This is a genomic window from Halorubrum xinjiangense (genome assembly GCF_900102375.1).
In the GTDB taxonomy this organism is placed as follows: Archaea; Halobacteriota; Halobacteria; order Halobacteriales; family Haloferacaceae; genus Halorubrum; species Halorubrum xinjiangense.
This window is the reverse complement of the sequence record NZ_FNBO01000001.1, coordinates 249633-275998: the sequence shown is the minus strand read 5'-3', so window position 1 is coordinate 275998 and position 26366 is coordinate 249633. Positions and strand designations below refer to the sequence as shown.

The following is a 26366-nucleotide window of genomic DNA, read 5'->3' as shown; positions in this document are numbered from 1 at the left end:
AAAGGCGGTCGGTCGGGGGCGGCTCTTCTTCCCCAGCTCCGACCGCGGTCTCACTCCCGCTGCCCCTCGGCGTCTCGCTCCGACTCGATGACGTCTTCGAGGGTCTCGGTCCCGACGTCGCTGGCGACCTTGACGCCGACGAGCGACACGACGATGCCGCCGACGATGAACGCGGCGAGCTGCTGCACCGGGGTCATCGTCATCCCGTACATCGACAGCGGCTCGTGGATCGCCTCCTGCGCGAGGAAGTAGCCGGCGAACCCGCGGACGACGAGGGCAACCGCGGCGATGACGAACGGGAGGTTGAGGTAGGGCGTCCGGATCCCCTCGTCGCGGATCAGCTCGTCGAGGAGCCGCCCCACGGCCGCGGTCACGCCGGCGATCGCGAACCACGGGACCGCGGCGTAGGTGAACTCCACGACCTCGACGAGCCGCGGCGCTCCGGGACCCAGATCCGAGGCGGCGAGGAAGCCGAAGAAGCCGCCGACGAGGGCGAGCCCGCCGGCGACGACGTACGTCACGACGGACACCTGGCCGGCGTACAGCGCCTCGCGGACGCGCTCCGGGACCCCCGCCACGAGCCGGTCGATCGCGAGCCCCTTATAAAGGAGCGCGGCGCCGAGCAGGCCGGCGACGCCGGCGACGGCTTCGCCGGCGGAGAACCAGTAGAACAGCGCGGGGACCAGAAGCAGCGCGACACCGAACGGCACGAGAACCGTCGACCGCAGCTGCTCGTCGGCGAGGAACTGTTTGAGCAGGTAGTAGGTGGACTCGATGTCGCGGGCCTGCCGGACGACGACGCGGTCGACGGAGTCGACGGGGATCCGCGACTCGACGACGGGCAGGACGCGCTCGTCCTCGGCGGAGTCGACGACGACGATCGCGGCCCGCGGGTCGTACCGCTCCACGAGGTCGTCGAGCTGGGCCGCGATCGACCGGTCCGCGCCGACGGCGGTGTCGCTCTCGGCGGAGACGACCGCCACGACCGACTCCTCGCGCTCGTCCCGGAGGTCGCGCGCGACCCGCAGCGACTCCAGCAGGCAGTTCACGCTGGCGTCTTCGGGGTCGTCCAGCCCGGCGTCCGTGACCAGCGACCGGACGGCCTCCCAGCCGGCGACCGGCATCGGGACGTTGGTGGCGCGGCCGATCGCCCCAGACCGGTCGACGCAGATGACCAGCGTCGTCACGTGTCGACCCATACCGCGACCGGACAAAAATCCTCCCCGTCGCCCGCCGCGCGCCGTTCGGCTCCGGCGGGCCGTCTGCCGCCCGCTACCGGAACTCGACGTCGATGTCGCCGCCGTCGTCGACGAAAGCGTCCGAGACGCCGCTCCCGGCGGCGAACGCGACGCGCTCGGCGCCGATCCCGAGCCGCTCGGCGAGCCCGCGCTCCGGGGTGAACTCGCGCACCTCGAGTTCGGCCCCGAGCAGGTCGGCGAGCCGGTCCTCGACGTCGTCTTCGGTGCCGAGCTCGTCGACGAGCCCGATCTCCGCGGCGTCGTCGCCGAGGTACACGCGCGCCTCCGTCTCCCGGATCTCCTCGGGGTCCATGTCACGGCCCTCGCTCACGGTCTCGACGAACTGCTCGTAGTAGCCATCGATGATCCCTTGGAGGTACTCGCGTTCGTCCTCCTCGATCTCCTTCAGCGGGACGCCCGCGTCCTTGTACTCGCCGGCGGTGAACTGCTCGTAGGAGATCCCGAGCTTGTCTGCCAACCCCTTCGCGTTCGGCCGGGAGCCGACGACGCCGATGGAGCCGACGAGGCTCGCCTCGCGCGCCCACAGCTCGTCGCAGCCGCTCGCGATCCAGTAGCCGCCGGAGGCGCAGAGATCCGTCGCGTACGCCACCGTCGGGCCGTCGAAGTCGGCGGCGGCCCGGCGGATGTCGTCGCTCGGCACGACCTCGCCGCCGGGCGTGTTGAGCTCGACGAGCAGCGCCTCGACGTCCTCGTCCTCGTCGGCCGCCTCGATCTGCTCGACCACGTCGTCCGCGGTCGCGCCGCCCGGGCCCGACAGCGGCGACGGCCGCCCCTGGTTGCGCCGGATCGGTCCCGACACGGTCACCTTCGCGGTGTTGTACTCGTCCGCGTCACCGAACCGTCCCCCGGTGAGCCGTGCGAGCACCGCGCGGCCCGCGATCGTCGTCGCCGCGCCAACCGCGGCGGCCGCGAGCAACCCCTTCCGTCCGTTCGCCGGCGCGTCGTCCATACCGGCGGTTGGGCGCGCGGCCGTTTATATATACTGTCGGCGACGGACGCGCGTCGCGGAGCGGGCGCGTTGCGGCCTCGGTCCTCGGAACGATCCGGACCGCGGCGGTCCAGTCGCTCGGTCGTGGCCCCGACCCGCACCGCGCGGGGCGACGAGGTCGGCCCCCGTCGAACGGTCGTCAAAGGCCGAATTTTTGTAGCCCTGCGTCGATTGACGCGACAGGGATGGGAGGGAACGAGGACGAGGACGCGTTCGTTCAGTACGGCATCGACGACAGACCCCCGCTCGGGAAATCGCTCCTCTTGGGCGCGCAACACTACCTCACGATGGTGGGGGCGAACATCGCCGTGCCCCTCATCCTCGCCGGCGCGATGGGGATGCCGGAGTCGGTCATTCCGCGGTTCGTCGGCACGTTCTTCGTCGTCTCCGGGATCGCGACGCTCGCGCAGACGACGTTCGGCAACCGTTACCCGATCGTACAGGGCGCGCCGTTCTCGATGCTCGCACCCGCGCTCGCGGTTATCGGCGTCGTGACCGCGAACCCGCCGGAGGGCATCGTCGCCTGGCGGGCGGCGCTGCTCCAACTCCAGGGCGCGATCATCGTCGCTGCGCTCGCCGAGGTCGCGATCGGCTACCTCGGACTCGTCGGCCGACTGCGGAAACAGCTCTCTCCGGTCGTCATCGTGCCGGTCATCGTGCTCATCGGCCTGTCGCTGTTCAACGCCCCCGAGATCACCACGACCAGCCAGAACTGGTGGCTCGTCGGGCTGACGCTCCTCACCATCGTCCTGTTCTCGCAGTACCTCGGAGAGCGGTCGAAGGTGTTCCAGCTGTTCCCGGTCCTCCTCGGTATCGTCGTCGCGTGGATACTCGCCGCGTCGCTCTCGGTCCTCGGCGTCTTCGGACCGGAGACGCCCGGCTACGTCGACTTGGCCAGCGTCGCCGCGGCCGACCCCGTCCACCCCATCTACCCGCTTCAGTGGGGCGTTCCGAGCGTCACGCCCGCGTTCGTCATCGGCATGCTCGCCGGCGTCGCTGCCTCGATCGTCGAGTCCATCGGCGACTACCACGCCGTGGCCCGCCTCTCTGGCATGGGCGCTCCCAGCAGCGAGCGGATGACGCACGGCATCGGGATGGAGGGACTCATGAACGTCTTCTCCGGGCTGATGGGTACCGGCGGATCGACCTCGTACTCCGAGAACGTCGGTGCCATCGGTCTGACCGGTGTGGCCTCTCGATACGTCGTCCAGATCGGTGCCGCGCTCATGATCCTCGTCGGGTTTGTGGGCTACTTCGGACAGCTCGTCGCCACCATCCCGAGCCCGATCATCGGCGGCCTCTACATCGCCATGTTCGCCCAGATCGTCGGCGTCGGCCTCTCGAATCTCAAATACGTCGACCTCGACTCCTCGCGCAACATCTTCATCATCGGGATCGCGCTGTTCACCGGACTGGCCGTCCCGGAGTACATGCGGAGTGTCGGGAGCGCGGACGCCCTCCAGCAGGGGCTGGCTGAGGCGTTCCTGCTCGGACCGTTCCTCGGGGCCGACGTCGTCGCGAACACCGTCTATGTCATCGGATCGACGGGCATGGCCGTCGGCGGTATCGTCGCGTTCTTCCTCGACAACTCGATCGCGGGGACGGCCGCGGAGCGCGGGCTCACCGCGTGGGAGAACGCGGCCGAAGCGGAGGGAGAGTTCACCTCGGCGTACGACCGCTACGTCGCCGAGGACGAACCGACCCGAACCGACTGATCGGCGTCGATCTGACGCCGATCGACCGCAGGTCGGGACGGTCCACCCGCAGTCCGGAACCCGCGCACCCGGGCGTGGCGGCCGACGGAGCCGGGGCTCGGCGCGCTGAAAAAGAACCGCAGAAACGTCGCTTCGACCGAACTACAGGAGGCCGGTCTTCTGGAGCTTCATCAGGTCCTCGGTGTCGAGCGTCTCGCCCTCCTTGAACTTCTGGTAGATCTCCTCGGCCTCTTCCTTCTCCTCTTCGCGCTTCTCGGCGCGCTCGTCTTTCCGCTCTTCTTCCTCCTTCTTGTCGAGCTCGCGCAGGCGCTTCTGGACGCGGACGAAGTCCTCGTGGTGGCGGTCGGCCGCCTCCTGGGCCTCGACGAAGAGCTCGTGCATCTCGTCGGCCTCGTCGCGGATGTCGTCGGCCTCGCGGTAGGCCTCGATCATCTGGTTGTGGTGCTCCTGGGCCTTGTCCGCGAGCTCCGTCACCTTCTGGTGGTGCTGGGACGCCTCGGAGCGGACCTCCTCGGCCTCCTCGACGAGGTCGTCGAGCTCGCTCGTGTCGTCGACCTTCTCTTTCTTCTCGGCGAGCTTCTCGCGTTTGTCGTCGATCTTCTCGATGAGCTCGCGCTCGTCTTCCGCGTCGAGCACTTCGGTCTGCTGGCGGAACTCGAGGTCCTCGATCTCCTCTTCGAGCTCCTCGATGGACTTGCCGGAGCCGAGCTCCATGTCCTGTTTGAGCTCCTCGACCTCGTCGAACAGGTCGTTGGCTTCGGCGTTGAGCTCGTTGCGCTTGTCCTTGTGTTCCTGGACCTGCTCGTTGAGCTCGTCGCGCTTCTCGCGGTGTTCCTGGGCCTCGTCGACCTTCTCGCGCGTCTTCGCGTTGAGGTCGTCGCGCTTGGAGGCGCGCTCGGACGCCATCTGGTTCAGCTCGTTGCGTCGGTCTCGCAGCTGACCGGCGCGCTTGATGAGCTGACCCTTGGAGCCGTTCTCCAGGTCGTCCTCAGAAAGGTCCACGTTGTCCGCCCCGTCCATCGGTTCCACGTCGTACTGCTCGATGACTTCTTCTTTCGTTACCATTTGTTATCTCTCCATCACCGCTCCGGCGATAGCGGACGCTCGCTGTGGTGCGTCGGGCCGTCTGCAAGAACTCCCGTTCATTTCAGCGTGCGATTCCACCAGCGCCAGAGGCGTTCTGGTACCAGCAACTACCCCCGGGCGATACATAAATACTTCGGTGGTTTTCGTGCGTACCGGTGCCACGGGGCGTGTACCCCGCGATTTCGTGGTTACTGTTCACACGGAGGTCGTGGCCCGTTTTCCGACGCGCCGCTTGACTCACGGCGCGCCGATCACGACTCGCCGTCGCCGGCCTCCTCGACCTCGTACGAGAGGACGATTCCGTCGTCGAGCCGCTCCGTCCCCGCGAGCGTCAGGTCGGGGAACCTCTCGGTGAAGCCGGCGCCGTCCGCCAGCGTGGGCGCGTCGCGGCCCCCGATCACGAGCGAGCCGACGTAGACGTGGAGCTCGTCGACGACGCCCGCCTCAAAACACGAGAATATCACCTCGCCGCCGCCCTCCACCATCAGCCGGTCGACGCCCCGGTTTGCGAGCTTCTCGAACCCTTCGTCGACGTCGACGCGCTCCTCGCCGGCGACGATCACCTCGGCGCCGGCGTCCGCGAGCGCCTCCCGTCGATCCCGGTCGGTCGCGGCCGAGACGAGCAGGTACGTCGTCGCCGCGTCGTCGAGGATCCGGGCGTCGGTCGGCGTCCGGCCGGTGGAGTCGACCACGACGCGCGCCGGGTCGCCCGGCCGCCCGTTCCGCAGGCGCTCGACGCGACGGTCCTCCTCGTCGAGCGTGAGGTGCGGGTCGTCCGCGAGGACGGTCCCGACCCCGACGAGCACCGCGTCCGCGGCGGCCCTAACGCGGTCGACCCGGTCGAAGTCCTCCGAACCGGAGATCCGGAGCTGTTCCCGGCGGCGGGTGGCGAGCTTCCCGTCGACGCTCTGGGCCGCGTTGACGACCACGTGCATACGCGACGGTCGTCCGGACGCGGAATGGTCGTTTCGGTCGGGGCGGTCGGTCCCACCCGACACCGTTTACCGAGCGCCGACCCACCGACCGACCGTGTCCGATCCGAGCGCACACCACGTCGGGATCACCGTCGCCGACCTCGACCGCGCCGTCCAGTTCTACGCCGAGACGTTCGACCTCGACGTCGTCGCCGAGTTCTCCGTCGGCGGCGACGCCTTCGCCGAGGCGGTCGCCGTCGAGGGCGCCGCGGCCGAGTTCGCCCACCTCGACGCCGACGGCGCGATCGTCGAGCTCGTCGCGTACGATCCGGACGCCGACCCGGTCGACGAGCCAGAGCTGAACCGCCCCGGCGCGACCCACCTCGGCCTCACCGTCGACGACGTCGACGCGTTCTACGCCGACCTCGCGGACGACGTCGAGACGCTGAGCCCGCCGCGGACGACCGAGAGCGGGACGACGGTGCTGTTCGTTCGCGATCCGGAGGAGAACCTGATCGAAGTACTGGACGCCTGAGCGGCGCTGCGCCGCCCGCCCGGTCGCCTTACTTCACCTTCGTTCCCGGTCCGGCGCCCTCGTAGGTCGTGAGGAGGTCGGCATCCTCGCCGGCCGCGAGGACCATGCCGTTGGACTCGACGCCGAACAGCTCCGCCTTCTCCATGTTCGCGAGCACGATCACCTTCGTGTCGGGGAGGTCGTCGACGTCGTGGAGCTGCTTCAGCCCCGCGACGATCGTCCGGGTCTCCGCGCCGAGGTCGACGGTGAGCTTCAGCAGGTCGTCCGCGCCGTCGATCCCGACCGCGTCCTCGATCCGCCCGACGCGGATGTCCAGTTCCTGGAACTCGTCGAAGCTGATGCGGTCGTCGCTGAGGGGTTCGATGTCGGTCATGTCGGTGTCATCGGTTGTGGCAGTTTCGTCGTCGTCGCTCCCGTCGCCGCCGGTTTCGCTCTCCTCGTCGCCGTCGTCGCCGCTCTCCGACTCGGCGACGCGCGCTTCGAGCTTCTCGTTGAGCGCCTCGACGCGTTCGTCTTCGATCTGTTCGAACAGCTCGGTCGGCTCGCGCAGGTCGCCGGCGGGGCCCTCGCGGGCCGCCTCGACGGTCGCGTCGTGGACGGAGCCGGGTTCGCCGAGCTGGGCCCAGAGGCGCTCGCTCTTCTCAGGCGCCAGCGGCTCGAAGAGGACGGCGATCGCCTTCGCGAGCGCGACGCAGTCGTAGATGACCTGCTCCGCTTCCGCGGGCTCCTCGTCGACGAGCTTCCACGGCTCGTTACGCTGGATGTACTCGTTGCCGTATCGCGCGAGGTCGGTGACGGCATCGCCGAGCGCGCGGACGGAGTAGTCGTTGACCGCGGCCGCGACGTCGTCGACCGCCTCGTCGATCCGCGCCGCCACGTCGTCGCTCGGGGCGTCGGCGTCGGGGCCGTCCTCGTAGTTTCGGTGGGCGAAGAGGAGGGAGCGGTAGAGGAAGTTGCCGACGGTCCCCACCAGCTCGGTGTTGACGCGCTCGGCGAACTTCTCCCACGAGAAGTCCACGTCCTGCTGGAACCCGCCGTTGGTGGCGAGGTAGTAACGGAGCGGGTCGGGGTGGAACCCCTCGTCGAGGTACTCGTCCGCCCAGACCGCGCGGTCGCGGCTGGTCGAGAACCCCTTGCCGTCGAGCGTGACGAACCCGCTCGCCATCACCGCGCGCGGCTCCGCGTGGTCGGTCGCCTCCAGCATCGCGGGCCAGAAGATCGTGTGGTGCTGGATGATGTCGCGGCCGATCACGTGGACAATCTCGCCGCCCTCGGGGTGGTCGTCGCTGGCGCCCTCCTTCCAGGCGGCCTCCCAGTCGAACGCGTCGGCGCCGACGCGCTCGGTGTACTGCTTCGTCGACGAGATGTACTCGATCGGGGCGTCGACCCAGACGTAGAGGACCAAGTCCTGCGGGTTCTCACCGGGTAGGTCGATCCCCCAGTCCATGTCGCGGGTGATACACCAGTCTTGAAGCCCCTGTTCGATCCACTCGCGGGGCTGGTTCCGGGCGTTCGACGTGCCCTCGAGGCGGTCGAGGAAGTCGGAGAGGTAGTCGGCGAACTCGGAGACCGCGAAGAACTGGTGGGTGCGCTCGCGGTACTCCGCCGGGTTACCGGTAATCGTCGACTCGGGCTCTTCGACTTCGCCGGGTTCGAGGTGGCGCTGACACCCCTCGTCGCACTCGTCGCCGCGGGCGTGTGCCCCGCAGTACGGGCAGGTCCCCTCGACGTAGCGGTCGGGGAGGTACTGGTCGTCGACGGGGTCGTACGCCACCATGATCTCCTTCTCGTAGAGGTGGCCGGCATCGTCGAGGTCGCGGACGAGCCGCTGGGTGATCTCGGTGTTCGTCTCATCGTGGGTGTGGCCGTAGTTGTCGAACTCGACGTTGAACTTCGGGAACGTCTCGGCGTAGCGTTCGTGCCAGTCGAGCGCGAACTGCTCGGGGGAGACGCCCTCCTGCTCGGCGTTGACCGCGACGGGGGTGCCGTGCATGTCGGAACCGGAGACGAACGCGGTCTCCTGCCCGAGTCGTTCGAGCGCGCGGCTGTACACGTCGCCGCCGACGTAGGTGCGGAGGTGACCGATGTGGAGGTCGCCGTTGGCGTATGGCAGTCCACAGGTCACCACCGCCGGATCGTCGGTGGGGAAGTCGTCGTGGCTCATGTGGTGTGTGTATCGAGTTGTCGTGGATACGGGCCTAAAGCCCGCTGGTTCGGGGCCGACGCGTATCGTGCGGTCCGCGAGGCGGTCGCGGCCGCGAGACGCGCGGCGGCCCGGGCGCTTCGGAGAGGCGACGGGATTCGCCACGGCGACGGCGCCGACCGCGCTACCGGCCGGCGACGCCGCGGCGGGTCCGCCCGCCGCTAGAAGGAGCGCATCCGCATCCCGAACCGCCGGAGTCGAGTCACACCCCTCGGTTCGTGCGGTCCGGTCTAAAAAGCGTCGCCGCCGGGCGGCTCGCGGCGGGGCACGGTCGGTCCGCGGCTGCCCCGGTCGACCCGCCTTCGCTCACAGCAGCCCGCGGACCATCCGCGCCGCCTCCGCGGCGGTCGGCGCGAGGACGTAGACGATCGGCTCGACGCCGACCGCGCCGGTCTGGTACAGGACGAGCGTCTCCGAATCGGCGGGGACGTCGGCGGCCGCGACCGCGTCGGCGACCGCCTCGCGGGTCGGGCGCTCGGCGTCGAACTCGACGGTCGGGTGGGACTCGCCGAGCGCCTCGACTGTCTCCGGGTCGTACCGGAGGTTCACGGCGCCGCGGACGTCCGCGCCCGCCTCGCGCGCGGCGAGCAGCACCGTCGCGACGTGTTCGCTCACGCCGAACTCCGGCTCGCCGGGCACCATCGCCCGCCCCTTCACGTCGACGAGGCGGCCCGGGACCGCGGCGACGTCGTCGACCGTGGCGGCGTCGGCGAGACACTCCGCGACGTTCGCGCCGACGTTCGGGATGAGCCCGGCGAAGCCCGAGGCGTTCGTCAGGGTCCGCAGCCCGCGCCGGACCGAGGTGAGCACGCGCTCGCGCTCCCGGAGGCCGCTGTCGGGGTCGTGGACCGAGAACTCCACGTCGGCGTCGGCGAGCGCGGGCATCGCCGCCTCGTGGAGGTCTGCGAGGAGGTCACCCTCCTCCAGTTGGCGGATCAGCACCTCGATCTCGACGAGCGCGGCCACGGGCGTGAGGTCGCCGCTCGCGAGCCCCTCGCCCACGCGCTCGACGAGATCTCGCACGCGCTCGTCGACCACGACGTCCTCATGTCTCGCCACGTCGCCGGCGGCGTACTTCGAGACCGCGGACTGGGAGATGCCGAGCGCGTCGGCGACCTCGCTCTGGGTGAACCCGCGGTCGCGGAGGTCCTCCGCGAGCATCGAGCGGACGGTCGGGAGGAACTCGTCGACGACGACCTCCTCGATGAACCTCATCGGTCCTCGCCCTCCGGTCGCTCGGTCCGGTCGCCGGCGTCGCCGCCCTCGCCGCCCTCGCCGCTCTCGCCCGCGAACTCGGGGTCGGCGCCGATCCGCGACGCCTGGGGACCGTCCTGTCCCTGGTACTTCGAGCCGCGCTCCGCGCCGTACGGGCGGTCGGCGGGCCGTTTCAGCTCCGTAAAGGTGAGCTGCGAGACGCGCATGCCCGGCGAGAGCGCCACGGGGGCGGTGCCGAGGTTCGAGAGCTCGAGGGTGATCTGCCCCTCGTAGCCCGGGTCGCACAGCCCCGCGGTCGCGTGGACCACGATCGCGAGCCGGCCCAGCGAGGAGCGCCCCTCGACGTGCGCGACGAGGTCGTCCGGGATCGCGACGCGCTCGACGGTCGTCCCGAGGACGAAGTCGCCGGGGTGGAGGATGAACTCGTCGCCCTCCGGGACGGTCGTCTCCGTCACGTACTCGCTCACCTCGCCCGCGTCGGTCGGGTGGATACAGGGGATGTTGGTGCGCTGGAACTCCAAGAACCGCTCGCCGAGCCGCAGGTCCACGCTCGCGGGCTGGACCTGCTGGTCGACGTCGTCGAGCGGCTCGATCGCGAGGTCGCCCTCGGCGAGCCGGTCGAGGATGTCGGCGTCGGACAGGATCATACCGACAGGGGGAGCGCCGGCGGCTTAAAAACTCTCGAATCCGCGGCCGCGGGCGCCGGGCCGGCGAGCGCGACGGGACCGGGCTCGGGGGGGTCAGACGGCCGCCAACAGCAGCGCGATGACGGCGAAGACCGTCGCCACCCCCGCCGCGGTCCCGCGGTCGAGGTCGTGTTCCGCCTCCAGCCCGCCGACGACCACGACCCACTGGACCGCGATCGCGACCGCGGACGCGACCAGCAGCGGGCCCGCCGCGCTCGTGATCGCGGCGACGATATCGGTCGAGAGCGCCTCGAACGTCGACCCCGCGAGCGCCGCGGTCGAGAGCGAGTACCAGATCGCGGCGATCCCGGCCGCGAGCCGGAGGAGCTCCGCGCCGAGCGCCCAGCCCGCGATCACGAACGAGTCGCCGACGGAGCCGGTGCCGCCCGCGACGCGCGTGCCGACGTGGAGCGCGACCGCGAACAGCGCCCACCAGATCGGCACGCCGAGCAGCCCGTAGTGGAGGTAGCCAGTCGCGGCGTCCCGCAGTTCCTCCCCCGCGTCGACCTCGACGCGCTCCGGCTCGTCGCACCGGTCGGCGAGCACGGAATCGGCGTCGTCGCCGAACGTCTCGCAGGTCGACTCCGAGGGCCGGTCCGGGTTGTCGACGGTGATCTGCCGGTCGACGGTCGCGTCGAAGACCCCGCCGAGCGCGACGATTCCGAGGCTGGTCCCGATCGAGACGACGACGACCATCGAGACCGCGACCGCGCCGGCGCGTGGGGAGTCGAAGGCGTCGCGGACGTGGTCAAGGAGGCTTCCGGGCAGGCTCGCGAGGGCGGCGAACGGGGAGGGCATCGTCGGGCTGTCGCCGTCGACGGACAAGTGTTTTTTCGCTTCCGATCGGGACCGCGGCTCCGCGGTTCACCCGGCCGGCCCGTCACTCCCGGTCGAGTTCGGTCTCCGGGTCGGTCTCCTCTCTCTCCGCCTCGCTCGCGGCGGCCTTGCGGGCGCGGTCGGCCGCCAGTTCGCGGTCGATGTCGTCCTCGACGTACCCCATCGACTCGACGGTGACGACGTTGCCGCCGCCGGGGTCGACCACCATCACCTCCTCGCCCTCGTCGATCGTCCCCTCGATCGACCGGGCGGAGTAGTGGGGGTTGAAGCCGCCCCCGGAGAGCTTCACCTCGCCGCCCGTGGTGGTCACGCGCTCCGTGACGGTGCCCGTCTTCCCCTTCAGCGAGTCGCTGTCGCTCGTCTGCTGTTGGCCCTTCCCGCCGTAGAGGTCGAACTCGTGGTAGCCGTAGAAGGCGGCGGCGCCGAAGACGAGTGTGAGGAGCGCCATGAACAGCGTGAGGAGGGCGCCGGCGACTCCGAGCGACGCCAACACCAGCCCGCCGAGCCCCGCGCCGATGAGCGCGATGCCGACGACGATGAAGTTCGCTCCCGGGGCGAGCGCCTCCGCCATCGAGAGCAACAGCCCCGCCGTCAACAACAGGAGCGGGAGGGTGTCCGGCGAGAGGAGGCCGGACTGTGCGAGCGCGTTCATGTTCGGTCCTACGGCCGCGGCCTGATAAGTGGTGGTGGGCGCGGCCGCGGCGCCGTTCGGGTCGCCGGCCGTCGCCGCGCGGTTCGCGCCCGATCGCCGGCGGTCGCGTTCAGAACCCGACCAGCAGGACGCCGACGGTGAGCGCGACCCCGAGGACGACGAAGGCGGCGTGTTCGAGGGTGATGTCGCCCGGCTCGATCGGCTCGTCGGCCGGCGTGGCGGTGTCCTCGGTGACCCCGTCCGGCCCGACGTCGTCGACGGAGAAGCGCCACTCGCGCTCGTCGTCCGCCACCTCGTCGCCGGCGTCGTTGGCCCGGCTCCGGTCGCCGAACTCCGCCGACTCCGCGGAGTCGGGCGAGTCCCCCTCGCGGGCGTCGTCGCCGGATTCGTCGCTCATGTGCGGATGTACGCGGCTCCGTAATAAATGGCTGGCGGGCGCGACGCGGAGCGCCGGGTACAGCGGTCGGGTCGGGTGCGGAGCGCCCTACCGCTCGCGGGCCGCCCGGAGGACGTCGCCGTCGTAGACGACGCCGCGCTCGCCGTCGACGGTCACCGTGGTCCCGTCCGCGACGGACTCGGGCAGGCCGGCGCCGGAGACCATCGGGACGCCGAGCTCGCGGGCGACGACGGCGGGGTAGCCGGTCATCCCCTCGCGGGCGTCGACAACGCCGGCGATCCGGTCGAGATCGCCCGAGAACTCGCCGTCGAAGTCCGGGCCGAGCGCGACGACTGCGCCGTCCGGCAGCGCGTCGAGGTCGCCGTCCGTGGTCCGGTGGACGGGGGCGGCGACGCGGCCGGCGACGACCGCCTTGCCGGTCACGAGCGTCTCGGCGGCGACGTGGACCTTCAGCGTGTTCGTCGTGTTCGTCCCCTCGAGCTCGGTGAGCATGCCGGAGAGGACCACGAGGGTGTCGCCGGACCTGGCGCCGCCGCGGTCGAGCGCGGCGTCGACCGCGTTGTCGAGGATCGTCTCCATGTCGTGGGCATACTCCGTCAGGACGGGGCGGACCCCCCACGAGAGCGCGAGCTGGCGGCGGACGCGGTCGTCCGGCGTCGTGGCGACGACGGGGACGCCCGGCCGGAACATGGCGGTCTTGCGCGCGGTGAAGCCGGACTCCGAGACCGCGACGACGGTCGAGGCGCCGATGTCGCGCGCGAGGTAGCGCGCCGAGCGCGCCAGCGCCTCGGTGCGCGACCCCTCCTCCGCTGTCGGGACGCGCTGCTCGCGCGTCTCCGCGTACTCGTCGCTCGCCTCGACCTGCCGGACGATCCGGTCCATCGTCTCAACGACGTTGACGGGGTCCTCGCCGACCGCGGTCTCGCCCGAGAGCATGACGGCGTCGGTGCCGTCGAGGACGGCGTTGGCCACGTCCGAGGCCTCCGCGCGGGTCGGGCGCCGCGAGGAGACCATCGAGTCGAGCATCTCCGTCGCGGTGATGACGGGGACGCCCTCGTTGACGCAGGTCCGGATGATCCGCTTCTGGATCACCGGCACGTCCTCCAGCGGGCACTCGACGCCGAGGTCGCCGCGGGCGACCATCACGCCGTCGGCGGCGTCGACGATCGCCTCGAGGTTCTCGACGGCGCCGGCGCGCTCGATCTTGGCGATGATCGGGATGTCGTCGCCGCCGCGGTCCTCCAGTTCGTCGGCGATCTGGTAGACGTCGTCGGCGTCGCGGACGAAGGAGGCGGCGACGAAGTCGGCGTCCGTTCGGGCCGCGAGGTCGAGTTCGGCCTCGTCCTCCGGGGTGATGAGGTCGACGTCGATGGCGACCCCTGGGAGGTTCACGCCCTTCCGGGAGCCGAGTTTCCCGCCGGAGACGACCGTCGCTGCGACGGTCCCGCCGTCGACGCGCTCGACGCGGCACTCGATCCGGCCGTCGTCGAGGAGGATCGTGTCGTCCGGCCCGGCGGCCCCGATCGAGTGGGTGAGGCCGATGCGGTCGGGGGTCGCCTCGTCGCCCTCGAGGAAGGTTACCTCGGAGCCCGTCGCGAGTTCGATCGGCTCGTCGATCTCGGCGGTGCGGACCTCCGGGCCCTTCAGGTCGACCATCACCGCGAGGGGGTCGTCGATCTCGTCGTCGACGGCGCGGGCACGCTCGATCACCGTCTCCCGGTGGTCGGTCGTTCCGTGGCTGGCGTTGAGCCGGACGACGGACATCCCCGCGTCGGCGAGGCCGCGGATCGTGTCCCGGTCGTCCGAGGCGGGACCGATCGTACAGACGATCTTGGCGTTTCGCATACCGCGGGGTTCGGCGTAGCGGCGGAAAAAGGCACCCGGTTGCGTCGCTTCCGAGTAAACGTTCGTGAAGAACGCTCCTGACGCGGGTTTAGGCACTGAAGCCCGGCGACTGGTTATAAATCAACACGCGGTGGCGCGTGCCTGCGAGCGGCCGGCAGGCCGCGAGCCAGCACGCGCGAGGGACGCGGTGAGCGACGGGCGACCGAAGGGAGCCCGGAGCGAACCGCGAGGCTGGGGAGGTGTGAGGCTGCGGTGCGGTCGCGGTCGGGTGGGACTCAAAAGGGCAGCCGGGAGGACGAAGACGGGCGACGCAAGGACCGCAGGAGCGAACGCAGTGAGCGACGAGGACCGCAGCGAGCCCATCGAGTCCTCCCGGCTGGGGCTTTGGCGGTGTTCGCCGGCGATCTACAGTTTGTCATTTATAAATGAACGACTGAGGCGTCGGAGGGCTCCGTTATCAGTGCGTCAGCGGTGATGTATACCCGAGCGACTGCGGTCCCGGTGGTCCGCTTATCTATTTATTAGTCGTCGGCGGGGGCGGGCGCGCTCCCGGTCGACAGCGACACCTCGGGGGCGTCGACGCCGAGTTCGTCCAGCGCGGTCTGCGCGGCGCGCTTCCCCGACACCAACATCGCGCCGAACGTCGGCCCCATGCGCGGGAGGCCGTGGGCGGTCGCGACCGCCATGCCGGAGGCGATCAGGCCGTCGTGGACGACGCCGGTGTGCTCGACGACGGCGTCCTCGCTCTCGCCGACCCACATCGAGTCGTGGCCGGGCGAGTCGTGGCCGGGGGCGCCGTACTGGTCGTCGCCCGTCTGGTCCATCCCGGTGTTGTGCTCCTTCGCGTGCTCGATGCCGGGCGCCGAGAGGACGCCGCGCTCGTCGAGCTTGCTGATCGCGACGGCGTCGTGGCCGGTGGCGTCGATGACGAGGTCGGACTCGACCGCGATCGGGTCCACGCAGGTGATCTCGCGCGGGAGCGCGTGGACCGGCGTCCAGTTCATCACGATCCCCCCGACCTCGTGGTCGTCGCGGACGACGAGGTCGGTGAACTCGGTCATGTTCTGGACGCGTGCGCCGGCGTCGCAGGCCGCCTTTATAAGTCCGGAGCAGGCCTCCGGGCCGGCCGCGGTGTAGAGGCCGTCGACGTCCTCGACCGGGTCGTAGTCGACGTCGAGGTCGTCGAGGATCTCCTGGGCCGGGTCCCGGACCGTCACGGTGTTCATCAGGAACCCGCCGAGCCAGAAGCCGCCGCCGAGGTAGTTGTTCTTCTCGACGATCATCACCTTCACGCCGCGCTCGGCCAGTTCTTTCGCGGCCATCAGCCCGGAGGGACCGCCGCCGAGGATGATCACTTCCGAATCCGTGTAATCGAGGAACCCGTCGGTCCACTCGTTGCCGATCGCTTTCGTTACGTCGGTCTCGCTCACGTCCGCGAAGCCGGTGAATCCGTCCATACAACTTGGTAGTATTACTTGGTTGTTTTAGCTGTTACGGTGGAGACTGTGTCGTATTTATACCACTCATCGGCAGTATGGCGGCGAACACCGCCAAAGCCCCAGTCGCTCGGTGATGCACGCACGCTACCGACACGAACACCTCCAAAGCCCCAGTCGCGAGGTGGCCGCACGCTCGCTGCGCGCTTCAGTCGCTCGCGGTGCTCGCTCCTTCCAGTGCTTACGTCGCCTGCGGCCACCTCGCGACTGCCCCTTTGAGTCCCACCCCGCACAGCAACCGCGCCTCACACCTCCCCAGCCTCGTCGATGGTCCTCCGCTTCGCTCCGGACCACCGACTCCAGCGAGGGACCGAAGGTCCCTCTGGCAGCCGGCGCGTAGCGCCGGCGACCTCGCGCGTGCGGTTCGCGGCCTGTCGGCCGCTCACCGGCACGCGCCACCGCCGCGTCCGGTTGTCTTCTATCGTCGCGTGTGACTTTCCGACCGCCGCAACTCGCAGCCTTTTTACCTACGCTGGCGGTAGAAGTGGCTACTATGGCTGAGGACAAGGCTCGAAGCACCGGCAGCGCGGGCCGATTCGGCGCCCGCTACGGCCGGGTCTCCCGCAAGCGGGTCCAAGACATCGAAGCGGAGATGCGCAACGCGACCGTCGACGGCGACGACGTCACGCGCAAGGGCACCGGCATCTGGGTCAACGAGGAGACCGGCGAGACGTTCACGGGCGGCGCGTACCGCCCCGAGACGCCCGGCGGTCGCACCGTCCGCCGCTCCATCCGCGCCGCGCTCGCCGACGAGGAATAGGACGATGAGCTACAAGTGCTCCCGCTGTAAGCGCGACGTCACCCTCGACGAGTACGGCGGCGTGCGCTGCCCGTACTGCGGCCACCGCGTCCTCCTGAAGGAGCGCGGCGGCGGTATCAAGGAAGTCAACGTCGAGTAAGCGACTCCCTCCATTTCGGACCGTGACGGCGACGCGCGCACACGAAACGGTCCTCTCTTTCAGTTACCCCACCGAGCGGCGCGCCCGTGTCGTGGCCGACGCGCTCGGCCCCGAGGTCGGCGAGATCGACGACGCCCGTTCGACCGCGAGCGTCGACCGCGAGGGCGACGCGGTCCGCGTCCGCGTGCTCGCCGACGACCTCGTGGCGCTCCGCGCCGGCGTCAACAGCTGGTCGCGGCTGGTCGCGGTCGCCGAGCGCGTCGGTCCGAAGCACGATTGAGCCTCTCGCGGAAACATCGATAACGCGACGTTTCGGGGCGCTACGCTCCGAATCGGGTCTCGTCGGAGAAGTCGGGGGTTTTTCTGTCCGGGTCGCCTCGGTCCGACCATGCAAGGGAACATGCCGCCCGAGGCACAGGAGAAGATCGAGGAACTGCAGGAGCTTCAGGAGACCGCACAGCAGGTCGCCGAGCAGAAGGAGCAGGCGCAGTCCGCGCTCAACGAGTCCAAGACCGCCCTCGACGCCCTCGAAGACGTCGACGAGGACGCGGGGATGTACCGCGAGATCGGCGAGGTCCTCGTCGAGACGGACTACGAGTCCGCCTACGACGATCTCGAGAACAAGGTCGACTCGCTCGAGGTCCGCGTCGAGCAGCTCGAAAAGCAGGAGGAGCGCGTCGAAGAGCAGTTCGACGACCTCCAGAGCGAGCTCCAGCAGATGCTCCAGGGCGGCGCGGGCGGCGGCGGCCCGATGGGACCGGGCGGCCCGGGCGCCGGCGGCGCGTAAGGCCGTGACCGACGACGGAGCCGACGGTTCCGAGGCCGACGCAGCCGACGACGCTGCCGGCGCCGCCGCTGCCGACGCGGACCCGAGCGACGAGGAGGTCGTTCGCACCGCCGCCGAGGCGGCCGAGGGGATCGTGTTCAAACACTACGACCAGTCGACGGTCACGGACCTCGACGTCACCGTCACGTTCGAGGAGGGCGTCCTCGACGTCGACGTCTACCTCAACGCGCCCGACGACGCCGAGCCCGACCGCGAGGCGGTCGCGCAGGAGGCGGTCGAGACCGCGGGCGAGGCCGTCGACGAGCTGTTCGCGGAGTAGGCGGCGCGCCCGCCTGCCGGGTGGCACGCCCGCCGGTTCGTCAGGCGGGCGGCACATCCGTTTTTTCAAATGACGATGTCGGACGCGAGCGGCCACGCCTCGTAGTAAATTATTAATAATGTACTTGTGTACCGTTAGCACATGTCATCTCGTAACGGCGGTACCACGGCGTTCGACCGGCTCCGGGCGCGCTTCGACGGCCGGCCGCACGCCTGCGAGGAATGTGGGTTCGTCGACGAGGAGAGCGAGTGGGCGGCCGCGACGACGGGCGCGACCGTCGAGTACCGCCACGAGTGCCCCGGCTGTGGCGACACAGCGGTCCGGCGGTACCGACTCTGAGGCGGGGCGCGAGACCGTCCCGATGTACGACGCGATCCTGTGTCCGACCGACGGGAGCGCCGGGAGCGACGCCGCGGTCGAGCAGGCCTGCGGCCTCGCCGCGCTCACGGGCGCCCGGGTTCATGCGCTGTTCGTCGTCGACGAGGGCGTCGCCGGCGCCGACGAGTGGGACCTGGTCGTCGAACGCGAGGAGGAGCGGGGCGAGCGCGCACTCGACGCGGTCGCCGAGGCGGCCGCGGCGCAGGGCGTCGAGGCCGAACTCCACCTCCGCCGCGGCCGCCCGCACGAGGAGATCCTTGACGCCGCGACCGACTACGGCGTCGACCTGATCGTGATGGGGACCCACGGCCGCACCGGAATCGGCCGGTTCGTCACGGCGGGGTCGGTCGCCGAGCGGGTGGTGCGACACAGCGAGCTCCCGGTGTTGACGGCACACGTCGGCGAGTAGCCTCCGCGGCCTTCCTGACGCGCTCGTCTTCCGCCCCTCCCGACGTTCCTACGCCGACTCGCAGATCGCGACGAAGTTCTCGAAGACCTCCTCGCCGCGCTCCGTGTGGGCGACCTCGGGGTGCCATTGGACGCCGTACAGGTCCGCGTCCGGGTTCGACATCGCCTCGATCCCGCAGACGTCGGAGGTGGCGGTGCGGCCGAACCCCTCGGGCAGGTCGGTCACCTCGTCGGCGTGCGAGGCCCAGACGCGCGTCTCCGGCGCGAGCGAGCCGACGAGCGGGTCCTCGTCGTCGACGATCTCGACGTCGACGTCGGCGTAGCCGCCGTAGTCGCCCGCGCCGACCGCGCCGTCGAGCTCCGCGGCGATCAGCTGCATTCCGAGGCAGATCCCGAGGACGGGCACGTCGCGGTCGAGGTAGTCGGGCGCGTTGCCGACGCGGTCCATGTCCGGGCCGCCCGAGAGGACGACCCCGTCCGCGTCGACCTCGTCGGCGGGCGTCTCCGCGGAGACGATCTCGGTGTCGACGCCGAGGTCGCGGAGCGCCCGCCGCTCGAGGTGGGTGAACTGGCCGTGGAGGTCGATGACGACGATCCGGGTCATGCCCTCGATTGCGGGCTGTCGCACAAAAACGACTCGGAACGTGACGCAGTATCGTGGTGTTTTCGACCGCTGAAACCACTCAGCAATTCATGAATACGGATCGATCAGAGGTCAAGCGGGCCGCGCTTCGTGAACTCGCGGAGCAGCACGGTCGCGTACGAGCCGCTCGGGAGCGCGAACGCGAAGCGCGGGTCGCCGCCCGCGAACGACACGTCGAGGTCCGTGCGCAGGAGGACCGCCCGCCGAGTCCCCTTGGAGTCGAACTCGCCCGGAAGGTCGAAGTCGCCCGGTTCGATCCCGGCGTCGGCGAGGACCTCGCGCTCTATCTCGCCTGGTTCGCCGTCGCCGAGCGCCGTCTCGGTGCCGACGAGCGGCGCGGTGATGAACGCCCGCCCGCGCTCGCAGTGCCGCGAGACCACGTCGACCCGGTCGGCGTCGACCCGTTGGAGCCGATCGGTGTCGGGCGCGTACAGCTCCCCGGGCGCGTCGCCGTCGGCGAAGCAGACCACGTCGCCGGCGACGGGCCGGTCGAAGGGGAGCCTGCGGCGCAGCCGCTCGCTCACGACCCGGTTGAAGAGGGACGACTGGGCGGCGTTGACGAACAGCCGCTGGAGGTTCGAGGGCACCGCCTCCAGCGCGTGCCACCAGTCCTCGTCGTCGGGCGGCGCGCCGGGGTCGACGTCGCGGTCGGCGAGCCGGTGGACCATCGAGCGCTCGAACCGGAGTTTCCCGGGGATCGCGTCGAGGCAGGCGGCCCAGTCGCCGTCACCCGTGCCGTCGGCGGCGGGATCGTTGTCGGCGTCGGCGGACTCGCCCCCGCTAACGCCGAACGCCTCGTTCACTCGGTCGCGCGCGGCTCGGGTGTCGTCCGGCTCCGTCTCGGCCGGGTTGCCCGCGTACAGCCGGACCGCTTCGCGGGGGTCGTTCCGGGCGATCGCCAGCCCCACGAGGTGCGTCACCGGCCGCCGGCTGCCGAACCGCTGCTGGCCGAAGTAGTTCGGGACGCCGACGGTCGCCTTGATCGGGAGTTTGTCGCCCTCAGCGGCGTCGTCTGGGCCTCCTGCGTCGCCCGCGAACGCCCGCAGGTCCCGGACCGCGTCGGTGACGCGCTCGGGGGCGTCGTCGACCGCGTCGGCGACTCGGATCTCGAAGGCGTTGCCGGCGAGGTCGCCGAACGAGAGGCTCCGCCCCGCCCGACCGAGCGCCTCGATGTCGGCGCCCCGGATCTCGGGGAGCTCGTCGGCGTCGACGCCCCGGACCGTGAACAGCTGCGTGGTGACGGCGCGCTTGTCTTTCGTCCCGGCCCACGAGACGCGCTCGCGGCTGATTCCGAGCGCGTCCGAGAGCCGACGCGCGAAGTCGTTCGTGTCCCAGTCGCGGAGCGTCGCCCGGACGACCAGTTCGGGGTAGCTCCCAGGGTCGGCGTCGAGCGGCTCCGCGTCGAACGCCTCCAGCTCGCGGACGCGGAAGTCCTCCGGCGACTCGCGAAGCCGCCCGCCGATGCCGTCGGCGTCGCTGACGTAGTACTCGATTCCGACCGCGCACTCGGTCGGGTGCGCCTCCCGGAGGGTGCGTTCGGGGGTCATTCAGTACAGCGAGAGGTCGCCGGTGACCCGGTCGACGCTGTCGTCGCGTGCGGGGCCGACCGCGAGCGCGGTGACGGTGCCGGGCTCCAGCTGCGTGTGGCCGGCGTCGCGGACGATCGCGTACGGGAGCCCCTCTGTGTCGGCCTTGTCGGCGAGTTCGAACAGCTGGCTCTCCGAGTCCCCCTTCAGGACGACCTTCTTTTGCCCCTCGCCCTGCCACTTCTTCCGGGCTCGCCGGCCGGCGTCCTGGTACGCCGACAGCGACGCGTGCGCGACCTGCGCGGCGAGCTTCCCCTCGCCCATGCCGATGTCCGTCCGGGCGACGATGGCCTGTTTCATACTGTCTCCACCGCCGCCGCGGGTTTAGCGCTTTTCTCTCGGCCGGCAGACCTGCGGCCGGCGGGGGTGGAACCGGCTAAAAAGAAATCCGCGAGAGTCCGACTGCGACCGCGCCGCGGTCGATCAGTCGTCGGCGGGCGCCGCGCCGCTGCGGGATGCCGAGCCGAGCCCGGACGCCATGTCGGCGACCGTCCGCTCGTTGTTGACGACCCAGCGCAGCAGGAGGAACGCGAAGAGGTACTTCGCGATGATGTCCATCCCGCTGTACGCCCACGAGGTGATCGCGATGTCCAGCACCGCGATCCCCTCGGCGCCGAGCGCCCAGAAGATCGGGTAGCCGAGCCAGAGGACCACGGTGAGCACCTTCAGCGTGTTGAAGATGTCCGCGGTGCCGGCGACCTCCGCGTCCTGCGCCCACTCGGCGAGCAGGATGTAGAGGACGACGACGAAGAACGCGCAGCTGATCGCGTACCAGACCCACCGCAGCAGGAGGGAGGACGTGGTCAGCGCGGCCGCGAGGCCGGTGATACACATCCCGACGTCGGCCACCACGGCGGTGAACAGTTTGCTCATGTTCGATCCGGCCAGCAGCCCGAGCGCGACGAGGATCATCGGCGTCGAGAACGCCCACGTGAGGTACCGGCCCCACGGGGTGAACACGCCGCCCTCCGGACCGGCCCCGGCCCCGGCGAGCGCGTGGCCGGCCGGCATCTCCAGGAAGCTCACTGTGAGCCCGGAGACGAGCCCCGTGTAACTGGAGATGGACACCAGCGGTACCATCAGGGTCGCGACGAAGATCAGCTGTGCCCGGGGGTCCTCCACGTTCCGTCCCATATAGACGAACAGGAGGATCGACAGGCCCGCGAGGGCGATGTTCACCCAGAGCGACGCGCTCAACAGCGTGTTGCTCTGAATGAATTGGAATATCTCGGTCTGGGTCATTTCGAGCGGGACTGTTCCGCTTGCGAGTAAGTCAGCCGCGGCTGTTTCAATCATGCGACACTGCTGATCACGTCGCGTATTTATTAAATGTACCAACCTAACTGGTAAGGTTTTCTGACCGCTTTCGATATCTGGACCGGTTTTTTGAAATGTTTGTTCTCTGCCGGATGACCGTGGACGAGTGTCGTTCTCCGGCGCCGCTCACTGACCCACCATCGGCAGCCGGTCGAAGGCCCCCCCGCTGACGTCCGCCTCGACCGCCGCCGCGCAGTGCTCGCCGCCGAGCAGGCACATCGGCACGCCGATTCCGGGGTTGCTGCTCCCGCCCACGTAGTAGAGCCGGTCGGTGCCGCGGACGCGCGGCCCGGGGCGGAGCGGGCCGGTCTGTCGCATCGTGTGCGCCAGCCCGAGCGCGCTCCCGCCGGGCTGGTCGAACCGCGCCGCGAACTCGGAGACGCACGCCGACTCCTCGGCGACAATCCGGTCCCGGAGGTCGACGCCGGTCCGCGACGCCACCGCGTCGAGGACGCGCTCCCTGAGCGCCGCGCGCCGGTCCGGCGTGTCATCGAGCCCGGGCGCGAGCGGCACGAGCGTGACGACCGCCTCGTGGCCGTCGGGCGCGACCGACGGGTCGGTCCGGGACGGCACGTTCACGTACAAGACCGGCTCCGTCTCCCCGGTCGGCCAGGCCGGTTCGTCGAATATCGCCTCGAAGTGCGGGTCCCAATCGGTCGGGAGCGCGAGCGTGTGGTGTTCCAGATCCGGCAGCTCGCCCTCGACGCCGAGGTACAGCAGGTGCGCCGAGGGGCCGTACGTCCGGCGGCCCCAGTAGTCGCCGAGCCGTGGCACGGCGTCGTCGGGGAGCAGCTCGCCCTCGACGTGCGCGGGCGGGGCGTTACAGACCACCCGATCGTGGACGTAGCGGTCGCCGCCGAGCGCCACCTCGACGCCGCCGTCGACCGGTGTTAACCCCGTCACCTCGACACCCGTGTGAACGTCGGCGCCGGCGTCGCGCGCAACCGACTCGACGGCCTCGATCACCTCGTACATCCCGCCCATCGGGTAGTAGACGCCGAGCCCGTAGTCGACGTGGCTCATCAGCTGGTACAGCGCCGGGGTGTTGTGCGGCGAGCCGCCGAGGAACACCAGCGTGTACTCCAGCAGCTGCCTGAGCTTCGGGTGGTCGACGTACGAGCGCACCGTCTCGTCGAGGCTGGAGAGCAGGTCGAGCTCTCGCCCCCCGGCGACGACGTCGAGCGAGAGGTAGTCGCGGAACCGCGACCGCCCGGGGAGAACGAACCGCTCCATTCCGGCGTTGTACGCCCGCTCGGCGTCCTCGAGGTACTCGCGGAACGCCGCGCCCGCGCCCGGCTCGTACGCCTCGAACAGGTCCGCGGCCGACTCCGGGTCGGCGGGCACGTCGGCGCGGTCGCCGTCGTCCCAGAACACGCGGTAGTGCGGGTCGAGCCGGGTCAGCTCGTAGAACTCCCCCGGCGACCGGTCGAAGTCCTCGAAGAACCGCTCGAACAGGTCCGGGAGCAGGTACCACGACGGGCCGGTGTCGAACTGGAACCCGTCGAACTCCAGCCGCCCGGCGACGCCCCCGACGCGCTCGGCGCGCTCGTACACCGTCACCTCCGCGCCGGCGGCCGCGAGGTAGGCCGCCGCGGAGAGCCCGCCGACGCCCGCCCCGACGACTCCCACCGACCGCCCGCGGAGCGACTGCTCGTTCATGCGCGTGGTACGGGCTCGCGCCGTGTGAGTCGTTTCCAACTCTCGACGGGCCTTTATCAGTCTGTCCGCGGAGTCGCGGCGACGCGTACTCGTTCGGCTCGCTTTTTTTCCGGCTTCGACCGCAGAATCGAGGTATGGGACAGCGGTCGCGGTCGTCTGACTCCGGTCACGCCGATCGCCCCGAATCCGGGGGCGCCGGCTCGACCGATTCCGGTGTCGTCGGCTCCACAGACGCGGCTCGGAGCGGTTCGGACGCGCCGCGAGGCGCCGAACGGGCCCGCGCCACGGCGCGCTCCGGGGACGCCGGCGTCCGCGTCGAGATCGTGGTCCGCGACCCGGCGCCCGCGCCGGTGGCGGCGGCACTGCCGCCCGGGGCCGTCGCGGAGGACGTCGACCGCGTCCGCGTCGACGACGCGGTCGTCTCGCAGTTCCGCGCCGACCGCGCGGTCGACGCCGAGCTCGTCTTCGACGGCGGCGACGAGCGCGTCTACCGCTGTCGGAGCCGGGCGCCGGGGCAGTACCCGTCCGACGCCGTCGAGTCGCTCGGGTACCCGGTCTCGTCGGTCACGGTCCGGACGGCGCCCGACCGGGTCCGGCTCCGGCTGTCGCTGCCCGCGGCGGACCCGGTCGGCGACGTCATCGACGCGCTGGAGGCGACCGGCGGGTCGGTGCGGCTCGAGCGGCTCACGAGCTCCGGCGGGGCCGACACCCGATCGGACCCGGTCGTCGTCGACCGAGGGCGACTCACCGAGCGGCAGCGCGAGGTCGTCCGAACCGCCCACCGGCTCGGCTACTTCGAATACCCCCGCGGGGCGAGCGCGACCGAGGTGGCCGACGCCATCGGCATCGCCCGCGCCACGTTCTCGGAACACCTCGCAGCGGCGCAGCGTCGCGTCTTCGAGGACCTCGTCGGCGGGTGAGGTCGTCGGGGTCGAAGTCGGGATCGGTCGGGGTCGGAGTCGGGATCGGTCGGGGTCGAAGTCGGGATCGGTCGGGGCCGGTCGCGCCCCGATCGCGACGAGAAATCTGTTCCCACGCGGCGGGGGCGACCGCGGTATTGAAACCCCTCAGGCCCTCAGATGGGGTATGTATCGCAGACGGTTCCTCCGAGAGGCCGGCGCCGTCGGGGGCGCGGCGGCGACCGTCGGGCTCGCCGGGTGTGCGGGCGTCGGCGGCGAACCGGACTTCGACGTCGGGATGCTCGCGTCCGCCTACCAACCCCGAGAGATCACGGTCTCGGTCGGCGACACCGTCGTCTGGGAGAACACGAGCGCGCGGGCGCACACCGTCACCGCGACCGAGGGCGGGATCCCGGAGGGCGCCGAGTTCTTCGCGTCGGGCGGCTTCGACGACTACGACACCGCGGCGGCGGCGTGGGACGACGACTTCGGCGGTATCTTAGAGAGCGGCGACCGCTTCGAACACACGTTCACCGTGCCCGGCGCCTACGAGTACGTCTGTATCCCCCACCGCGAGGGCGGGATGTTCGGGACCGTCGTCGTGGAGGAGTGACCGGCGTGACCCGCCTCGCAGCCGCCGGACGAGCCGCGGGCCGGACTGCCGCCGGACGAGCCGCGGGCCGGACCGCCGCCGGACGAGCCGCGGCCAACACTGCCGTTTCCGCCCGGCGAACTGCGACCCGCCTCGCCGTTTCCACCCGCCGAAATCCGTTTCCGCCCGCGCCCCGAACGGGAGGTAACTGATCGACATGGACCTCTCGCCGCTCCTCGGAACCGACGTCCTGTTGTTCGCCGCGATCGGGCTGCTCGGCGGCGCCCACTGTATCGGGATGTGCGGCCCGCTGGTCACCGTCTACGCGAGCCGGATGGACGCCGACGCCGGACGGACCGACGGCGGCGGAGCGGGCGCCGCCTCGACCGCGAGCGCGTCGACCGGCCGCGAGGGACACCTCACCACCTACGAGGTGCGCCAGCACGCGCTGTTCAACCTTGGGCGCGCGGCGAGCTACGCGACGATCGGGACCCTCCTAGGCGCGCTCGGCGGCGCGGTGTTCGTCACCACCGCGACCCTGACCGGCACCGCGGATGCCGTCCGCGGCGGGGTCGGGCTCCTCGTCGGCGCGGCGGTCATCGCCGTCGGCGTCCGGTATCTCCTCGGCGGCGCGACCGGCGGCGTCCACCTCCCCGGGCTCGAACGCGTCACCGGCTGGCTCACGGGGTACGTCGACCGGCTCGCGAACGGCCCCGGCATCGTCGCGCTCGGCGCGGTCCACGGCCTGCTTCCCTGTCCGATCCTCTACCCGGCGTACCTGTACGCCTTCGCGAGCGGCTCGGCGGTCGCGGGCGGCGTCGCGCTCGGCGCGCTCGGGCTCGGCACGATCCCCGCGGTCTTCGCCTACGGGACGCTGATCGAGAGCATCGACCCCGTCCACCGCCGCCGAGTCCACCGGCTGCTCGGCGTCGCGTTCGTCGCGCTCGGCTACGTGCTGTTCGCCCACGGGTTGATGTCCGTCGGGGTCCACGTGCCGCACCCGCGGCTCCCGTTCTGGAACCCGCTCGACGCCGGCATGGGGGGAATGTGA

General features: G+C 70.6%; 29 protein-coding genes. 12 read left to right on the top strand and 17 right to left on the bottom strand.

What is annotated here, in order from left to right; all coding sequences use genetic code 11:
- Positions 1-50 precede the first annotated feature (50 nt).
- Together F3H13_RS01305 and sppA are read right to left on the bottom strand one after the other, a co-directional pair.
- Positions 51-1187: a DUF373 family protein gene (locus F3H13_RS01305; RefSeq protein ID WP_149797264.1), complete on the bottom strand. Its 1137-nt coding sequence runs from the start codon at positions 1185-1187 to the stop codon at positions 51-53.
- An 85-nt stretch (positions 1188-1272) separates the two neighbouring features.
- Complete coding sequence (sppA, locus tag F3H13_RS01300) at positions 1273-2208, bottom strand: signal peptide peptidase SppA (RefSeq protein WP_149797263.1); 936 nt, start codon at positions 2206-2208, stop codon at positions 1273-1275.
- A gap of 224 nt (positions 2209-2432) precedes the next feature.
- On the opposite strand from sppA, the gene F3H13_RS01295 reads away from it, so the two are divergent.
- Positions 2433-3962 (top strand): uracil-xanthine permease family protein, encoded by a 1530-nt coding sequence (locus F3H13_RS01295; protein ID WP_149797262.1) that lies wholly within the window; start codon positions 2433-2435, stop codon positions 3960-3962.
- Positions 3963-4103: 141 nt separating this feature from the next.
- On the opposite strand, the gene F3H13_RS01290 is transcribed toward F3H13_RS01295, so the two are convergent.
- Together F3H13_RS01290 and F3H13_RS01285 are read right to left on the bottom strand one after the other, a co-directional pair.
- Positions 4104-5027, bottom strand: a complete 924-nt coding sequence (locus F3H13_RS01290) for a coiled-coil protein (protein ID WP_149797261.1) — start codon at positions 5025-5027, stop codon at positions 4104-4106.
- Between the two features lie 272 nt (positions 5028-5299).
- Positions 5300-5983, bottom strand: a complete 684-nt coding sequence (locus F3H13_RS01285) for a 2,5-diamino-6-(ribosylamino)-4(3H)-pyrimidinone 5'-phosphate reductase (protein WP_149797260.1) — start codon at positions 5981-5983, stop codon at positions 5300-5302.
- 94 nt (positions 5984-6077) lie between these two features.
- Here F3H13_RS01285 and F3H13_RS01280 point away from each other — a divergent pair, with 94 nt between their 5' ends.
- Entirely contained in the window at positions 6078-6497 is a 420-nt protein-coding gene (locus tag F3H13_RS01280) for a VOC family protein (protein WP_149797259.1), read from the top strand.
- Between the two features lie 28 nt (positions 6498-6525).
- Here the strand turns inward: F3H13_RS01280 and metG are convergent, their stop codons facing one another.
- From metG to F3H13_RS01240, 8 genes are all read right to left on the bottom strand, one after another.
- Positions 6526-8661 carry a methionine--tRNA ligase gene (metG, locus tag F3H13_RS01275; RefSeq protein WP_149797258.1) on the bottom strand — a complete coding sequence of 712 codons (2136 nt, stop codon included), beginning with the start codon at positions 8659-8661 and terminating at the stop codon, positions 6526-6528.
- A gap of 345 nt (positions 8662-9006) precedes the next feature.
- Entirely contained in the window at positions 9007-9915 is a 909-nt protein-coding gene (locus tag F3H13_RS01270) for a thiamine-phosphate synthase family protein (RefSeq protein ID WP_149797257.1), read from the bottom strand.
- Positions 9912-10562, bottom strand: a complete 651-nt coding sequence (gene dcd, locus F3H13_RS01265) for a dCTP deaminase (protein ID WP_149797256.1) — start codon at positions 10560-10562, stop codon at positions 9912-9914. Before dcd ends, F3H13_RS01270 begins: the two co-directional genes overlap by 4 nt.
- 93 nt (positions 10563-10655) lie before the next feature.
- A complete protein-coding gene (locus F3H13_RS01260) occupies positions 10656-11399 on the bottom strand; it encodes a YIP1 family protein (protein ID WP_149797255.1) in 744 nt (247 codons plus the stop codon).
- 82 nt (positions 11400-11481) lie between these two features.
- The gene (locus F3H13_RS01255; protein WP_149797254.1) at positions 11482-12090 is read right to left on the bottom strand and encodes an NfeD family protein; all 609 of its coding nucleotides are present in this window, start codon (positions 12088-12090) and stop codon (positions 11482-11484) included.
- Positions 12091-12199: 109 nt separating this feature from the next.
- A complete protein-coding gene (locus tag F3H13_RS01250; RefSeq protein WP_149797253.1) occupies positions 12200-12487 on the bottom strand; it encodes a DUF7312 domain-containing protein in 288 nt (95 codons plus the stop codon).
- A gap of 87 nt (positions 12488-12574) precedes the next feature.
- The gene (gene pyk / locus F3H13_RS01245) at positions 12575-14332 is read right to left on the bottom strand and encodes a pyruvate kinase (protein WP_149797252.1); all 1758 of its coding nucleotides are present in this window, start codon (positions 14330-14332) and stop codon (positions 12575-12577) included.
- 521 nt (positions 14333-14853) lie between these two features.
- Positions 14854-15789 carry a sulfide-dependent adenosine diphosphate thiazole synthase gene (locus F3H13_RS01240; protein ID WP_149797251.1) on the bottom strand — a complete coding sequence of 312 codons (936 nt, stop codon included), beginning with the start codon at positions 15787-15789 and terminating at the stop codon, positions 14854-14856.
- A 532-nt stretch (positions 15790-16321) separates the two neighbouring features.
- Between F3H13_RS01240 and F3H13_RS01235 the strand changes: the two genes are divergently transcribed.
- From F3H13_RS01235 to F3H13_RS01205, 7 genes are all read left to right on the top strand, one after another.
- The gene (locus tag F3H13_RS01235) at positions 16322-16588 is read left to right on the top strand and encodes an eL43 family ribosomal protein (RefSeq protein ID WP_007994537.1); all 267 of its coding nucleotides are present in this window, start codon (positions 16322-16324) and stop codon (positions 16586-16588) included.
- A gap of 4 nt (positions 16589-16592) precedes the next feature.
- Positions 16593-16727, top strand: coding sequence for a DNA-directed RNA polymerase subunit P (locus F3H13_RS01230; RefSeq protein ID WP_121561748.1), 135 nt, complete (start codon positions 16593-16595; stop codon positions 16725-16727).
- Positions 16728-16749: 22 nt separating this feature from the next.
- Entirely contained in the window at positions 16750-17007 is a 258-nt protein-coding gene (locus tag F3H13_RS01225) for a KEOPS complex subunit Pcc1 (protein WP_149797250.1), read from the top strand.
- A gap of 120 nt (positions 17008-17127) precedes the next feature.
- Positions 17128-17514, top strand: a complete 387-nt coding sequence (locus F3H13_RS01220) for a prefoldin subunit beta (RefSeq protein ID WP_137688977.1) — start codon at positions 17128-17130, stop codon at positions 17512-17514.
- 4 nt (positions 17515-17518) lie between these two features.
- On the top strand, positions 17519-17833 hold the full coding sequence (locus F3H13_RS01215) for a DUF3194 domain-containing protein (RefSeq protein WP_149797249.1): 315 nt from the start codon (positions 17519-17521) through the stop codon (positions 17831-17833).
- 141 nt (positions 17834-17974) lie between these two features.
- Entirely contained in the window at positions 17975-18172 is a 198-nt protein-coding gene (locus F3H13_RS01210) for an HVO_0649 family zinc finger protein (protein WP_149797248.1), read from the top strand.
- 22 nt (positions 18173-18194) lie between these two features.
- The gene (locus F3H13_RS01205; protein ID WP_149797247.1) at positions 18195-18620 is read left to right on the top strand and encodes a universal stress protein; all 426 of its coding nucleotides are present in this window, start codon (positions 18195-18197) and stop codon (positions 18618-18620) included.
- 48 nt (positions 18621-18668) lie between these two features.
- On the opposite strand, the gene F3H13_RS01200 is transcribed toward F3H13_RS01205, so the two are convergent.
- From F3H13_RS01200 to F3H13_RS01180, 5 genes are all read right to left on the bottom strand, one after another.
- Entirely contained in the window at positions 18669-19223 is a 555-nt protein-coding gene (locus F3H13_RS01200; RefSeq protein WP_149797246.1) for a GMP synthase subunit A, read from the bottom strand.
- Positions 19224-19327: 104 nt separating this feature from the next.
- Complete coding sequence (gene truD, locus F3H13_RS01195) at positions 19328-20809, bottom strand: tRNA pseudouridine(13) synthase TruD (protein WP_149797245.1); 1482 nt, start codon at positions 20807-20809, stop codon at positions 19328-19330.
- Positions 20810-21148 carry a peptidyl-tRNA hydrolase Pth2 gene (gene pth2 / locus F3H13_RS01190; RefSeq protein ID WP_149797244.1) on the bottom strand — a complete coding sequence of 113 codons (339 nt, stop codon included), beginning with the start codon at positions 21146-21148 and terminating at the stop codon, positions 20810-20812.
- A 123-nt stretch (positions 21149-21271) separates the two neighbouring features.
- Positions 21272-22090: a bacteriorhodopsin gene (locus F3H13_RS01185; protein ID WP_149797527.1), complete on the bottom strand. Its 819-nt coding sequence runs from the start codon at positions 22088-22090 to the stop codon at positions 21272-21274.
- 201 nt (positions 22091-22291) lie between these two features.
- Positions 22292-23824: a phytoene desaturase family protein gene (locus F3H13_RS01180; RefSeq protein WP_149797243.1), complete on the bottom strand. Its 1533-nt coding sequence runs from the start codon at positions 23822-23824 to the stop codon at positions 22292-22294.
- A 134-nt stretch (positions 23825-23958) separates the two neighbouring features.
- Here F3H13_RS01180 and F3H13_RS01175 point away from each other — a divergent pair, with 134 nt between their 5' ends.
- The 3 genes from F3H13_RS01175 (at position 23959) to F3H13_RS01165 (ending at position 26366) form a co-directional block, all read left to right on the top strand.
- Entirely contained in the window at positions 23959-24744 is a 786-nt protein-coding gene (locus F3H13_RS01175) for a helix-turn-helix domain-containing protein (protein WP_149797242.1), read from the top strand.
- Between the two features lie 166 nt (positions 24745-24910).
- Positions 24911-25336 (top strand): cupredoxin domain-containing protein, encoded by a 426-nt coding sequence (locus F3H13_RS01170; RefSeq protein ID WP_149797241.1) that lies wholly within the window; start codon positions 24911-24913, stop codon positions 25334-25336.
- A 196-nt stretch (positions 25337-25532) separates the two neighbouring features.
- Positions 25533-26366, top strand: coding sequence for a sulfite exporter TauE/SafE family protein (locus tag F3H13_RS01165; RefSeq protein ID WP_149797240.1), 834 nt, complete (start codon positions 25533-25535; stop codon positions 26364-26366).

Excerpts from the sequence above, each read along its gene's own strand:
- sppA (WP_149797263.1), bottom strand. The coding sequence starts at position 2,208 with ATGGACGACGCGCCGGCGAACGGACGGAAGGGGTTGCTCGCGGCCGCC.
- F3H13_RS01295 (WP_149797262.1), top strand. The coding sequence starts at position 2,433 with ATGGGAGGGAACGAGGACGAGGACGCGTTCGTTCAGTACGGCATCGAC.
- F3H13_RS01290 (WP_149797261.1), bottom strand. The coding sequence starts at position 5,027 with ATGGTAACGAAAGAAGAAGTCATCGAGCAGTACGACGTGGAACCGATG.
- F3H13_RS01285 (WP_149797260.1), bottom strand. The coding sequence starts at position 5,983 with ATGCACGTGGTCGTCAACGCGGCCCAGAGCGTCGACGGGAAGCTCGCC.
- metG (WP_149797258.1), bottom strand. The coding sequence starts at position 8,661 with ATGAGCCACGACGACTTCCCCACCGACGATCCGGCGGTGGTGACCTGT.
- F3H13_RS01270 (WP_149797257.1), bottom strand. The coding sequence starts at position 9,915 with ATGAGGTTCATCGAGGAGGTCGTCGTCGACGAGTTCCTCCCGACCGTC.
- dcd (WP_149797256.1), bottom strand. The coding sequence starts at position 10,562 with ATGATCCTGTCCGACGCCGACATCCTCGACCGGCTCGCCGAGGGCGAC.
- F3H13_RS01260 (WP_149797255.1), bottom strand. The coding sequence starts at position 11,399 with ATGCCCTCCCCGTTCGCCGCCCTCGCGAGCCTGCCCGGAAGCCTCCTT.
- F3H13_RS01255 (WP_149797254.1), bottom strand. The coding sequence starts at position 12,090 with ATGAACGCGCTCGCACAGTCCGGCCTCCTCTCGCCGGACACCCTCCCG.
- F3H13_RS01250 (WP_149797253.1), bottom strand. The coding sequence starts at position 12,487 with ATGAGCGACGAATCCGGCGACGACGCCCGCGAGGGGGACTCGCCCGAC.
- pyk (WP_149797252.1), bottom strand. The coding sequence starts at position 14,332 with ATGCGAAACGCCAAGATCGTCTGTACGATCGGTCCCGCCTCGGACGAC.
- F3H13_RS01240 (WP_149797251.1), bottom strand. The coding sequence starts at position 15,789 with ATGGACGGATTCACCGGCTTCGCGGACGTGAGCGAGACCGACGTAACG.
- F3H13_RS01235 (WP_007994537.1), top strand. The coding sequence starts at position 16,322 with ATGGCTGAGGACAAGGCTCGAAGCACCGGCAGCGCGGGCCGATTCGGC.
- F3H13_RS01230 (WP_121561748.1), top strand. The coding sequence starts at position 16,593 with ATGAGCTACAAGTGCTCCCGCTGTAAGCGCGACGTCACCCTCGACGAG.
- F3H13_RS01220 (WP_137688977.1), top strand. The coding sequence starts at position 17,128 with ATGCCGCCCGAGGCACAGGAGAAGATCGAGGAACTGCAGGAGCTTCAG.
- F3H13_RS01210 (WP_149797248.1), top strand. The coding sequence starts at position 17,975 with ATGTCATCTCGTAACGGCGGTACCACGGCGTTCGACCGGCTCCGGGCG.
- F3H13_RS01205 (WP_149797247.1), top strand. The coding sequence starts at position 18,195 with ATGTACGACGCGATCCTGTGTCCGACCGACGGGAGCGCCGGGAGCGAC.
- F3H13_RS01200 (WP_149797246.1), bottom strand. The coding sequence starts at position 19,223 with ATGACCCGGATCGTCGTCATCGACCTCCACGGCCAGTTCACCCACCTC.
- truD (WP_149797245.1), bottom strand. The coding sequence starts at position 20,809 with ATGACCCCCGAACGCACCCTCCGGGAGGCGCACCCGACCGAGTGCGCG.
- pth2 (WP_149797244.1), bottom strand. The coding sequence starts at position 21,148 with ATGAAACAGGCCATCGTCGCCCGGACGGACATCGGCATGGGCGAGGGG.
- F3H13_RS01185 (WP_149797527.1), bottom strand. The coding sequence starts at position 22,090 with ATGACCCAGACCGAGATATTCCAATTCATTCAGAGCAACACGCTGTTG.
- F3H13_RS01180 (WP_149797243.1), bottom strand. The coding sequence starts at position 23,824 with ATGAACGAGCAGTCGCTCCGCGGGCGGTCGGTGGGAGTCGTCGGGGCG.
- F3H13_RS01175 (WP_149797242.1), top strand. The coding sequence starts at position 23,959 with ATGGGACAGCGGTCGCGGTCGTCTGACTCCGGTCACGCCGATCGCCCC.
- F3H13_RS01170 (WP_149797241.1), top strand. The coding sequence starts at position 24,911 with ATGTATCGCAGACGGTTCCTCCGAGAGGCCGGCGCCGTCGGGGGCGCG.
- F3H13_RS01165 (WP_149797240.1), top strand. The coding sequence starts at position 25,533 with ATGGACCTCTCGCCGCTCCTCGGAACCGACGTCCTGTTGTTCGCCGCG.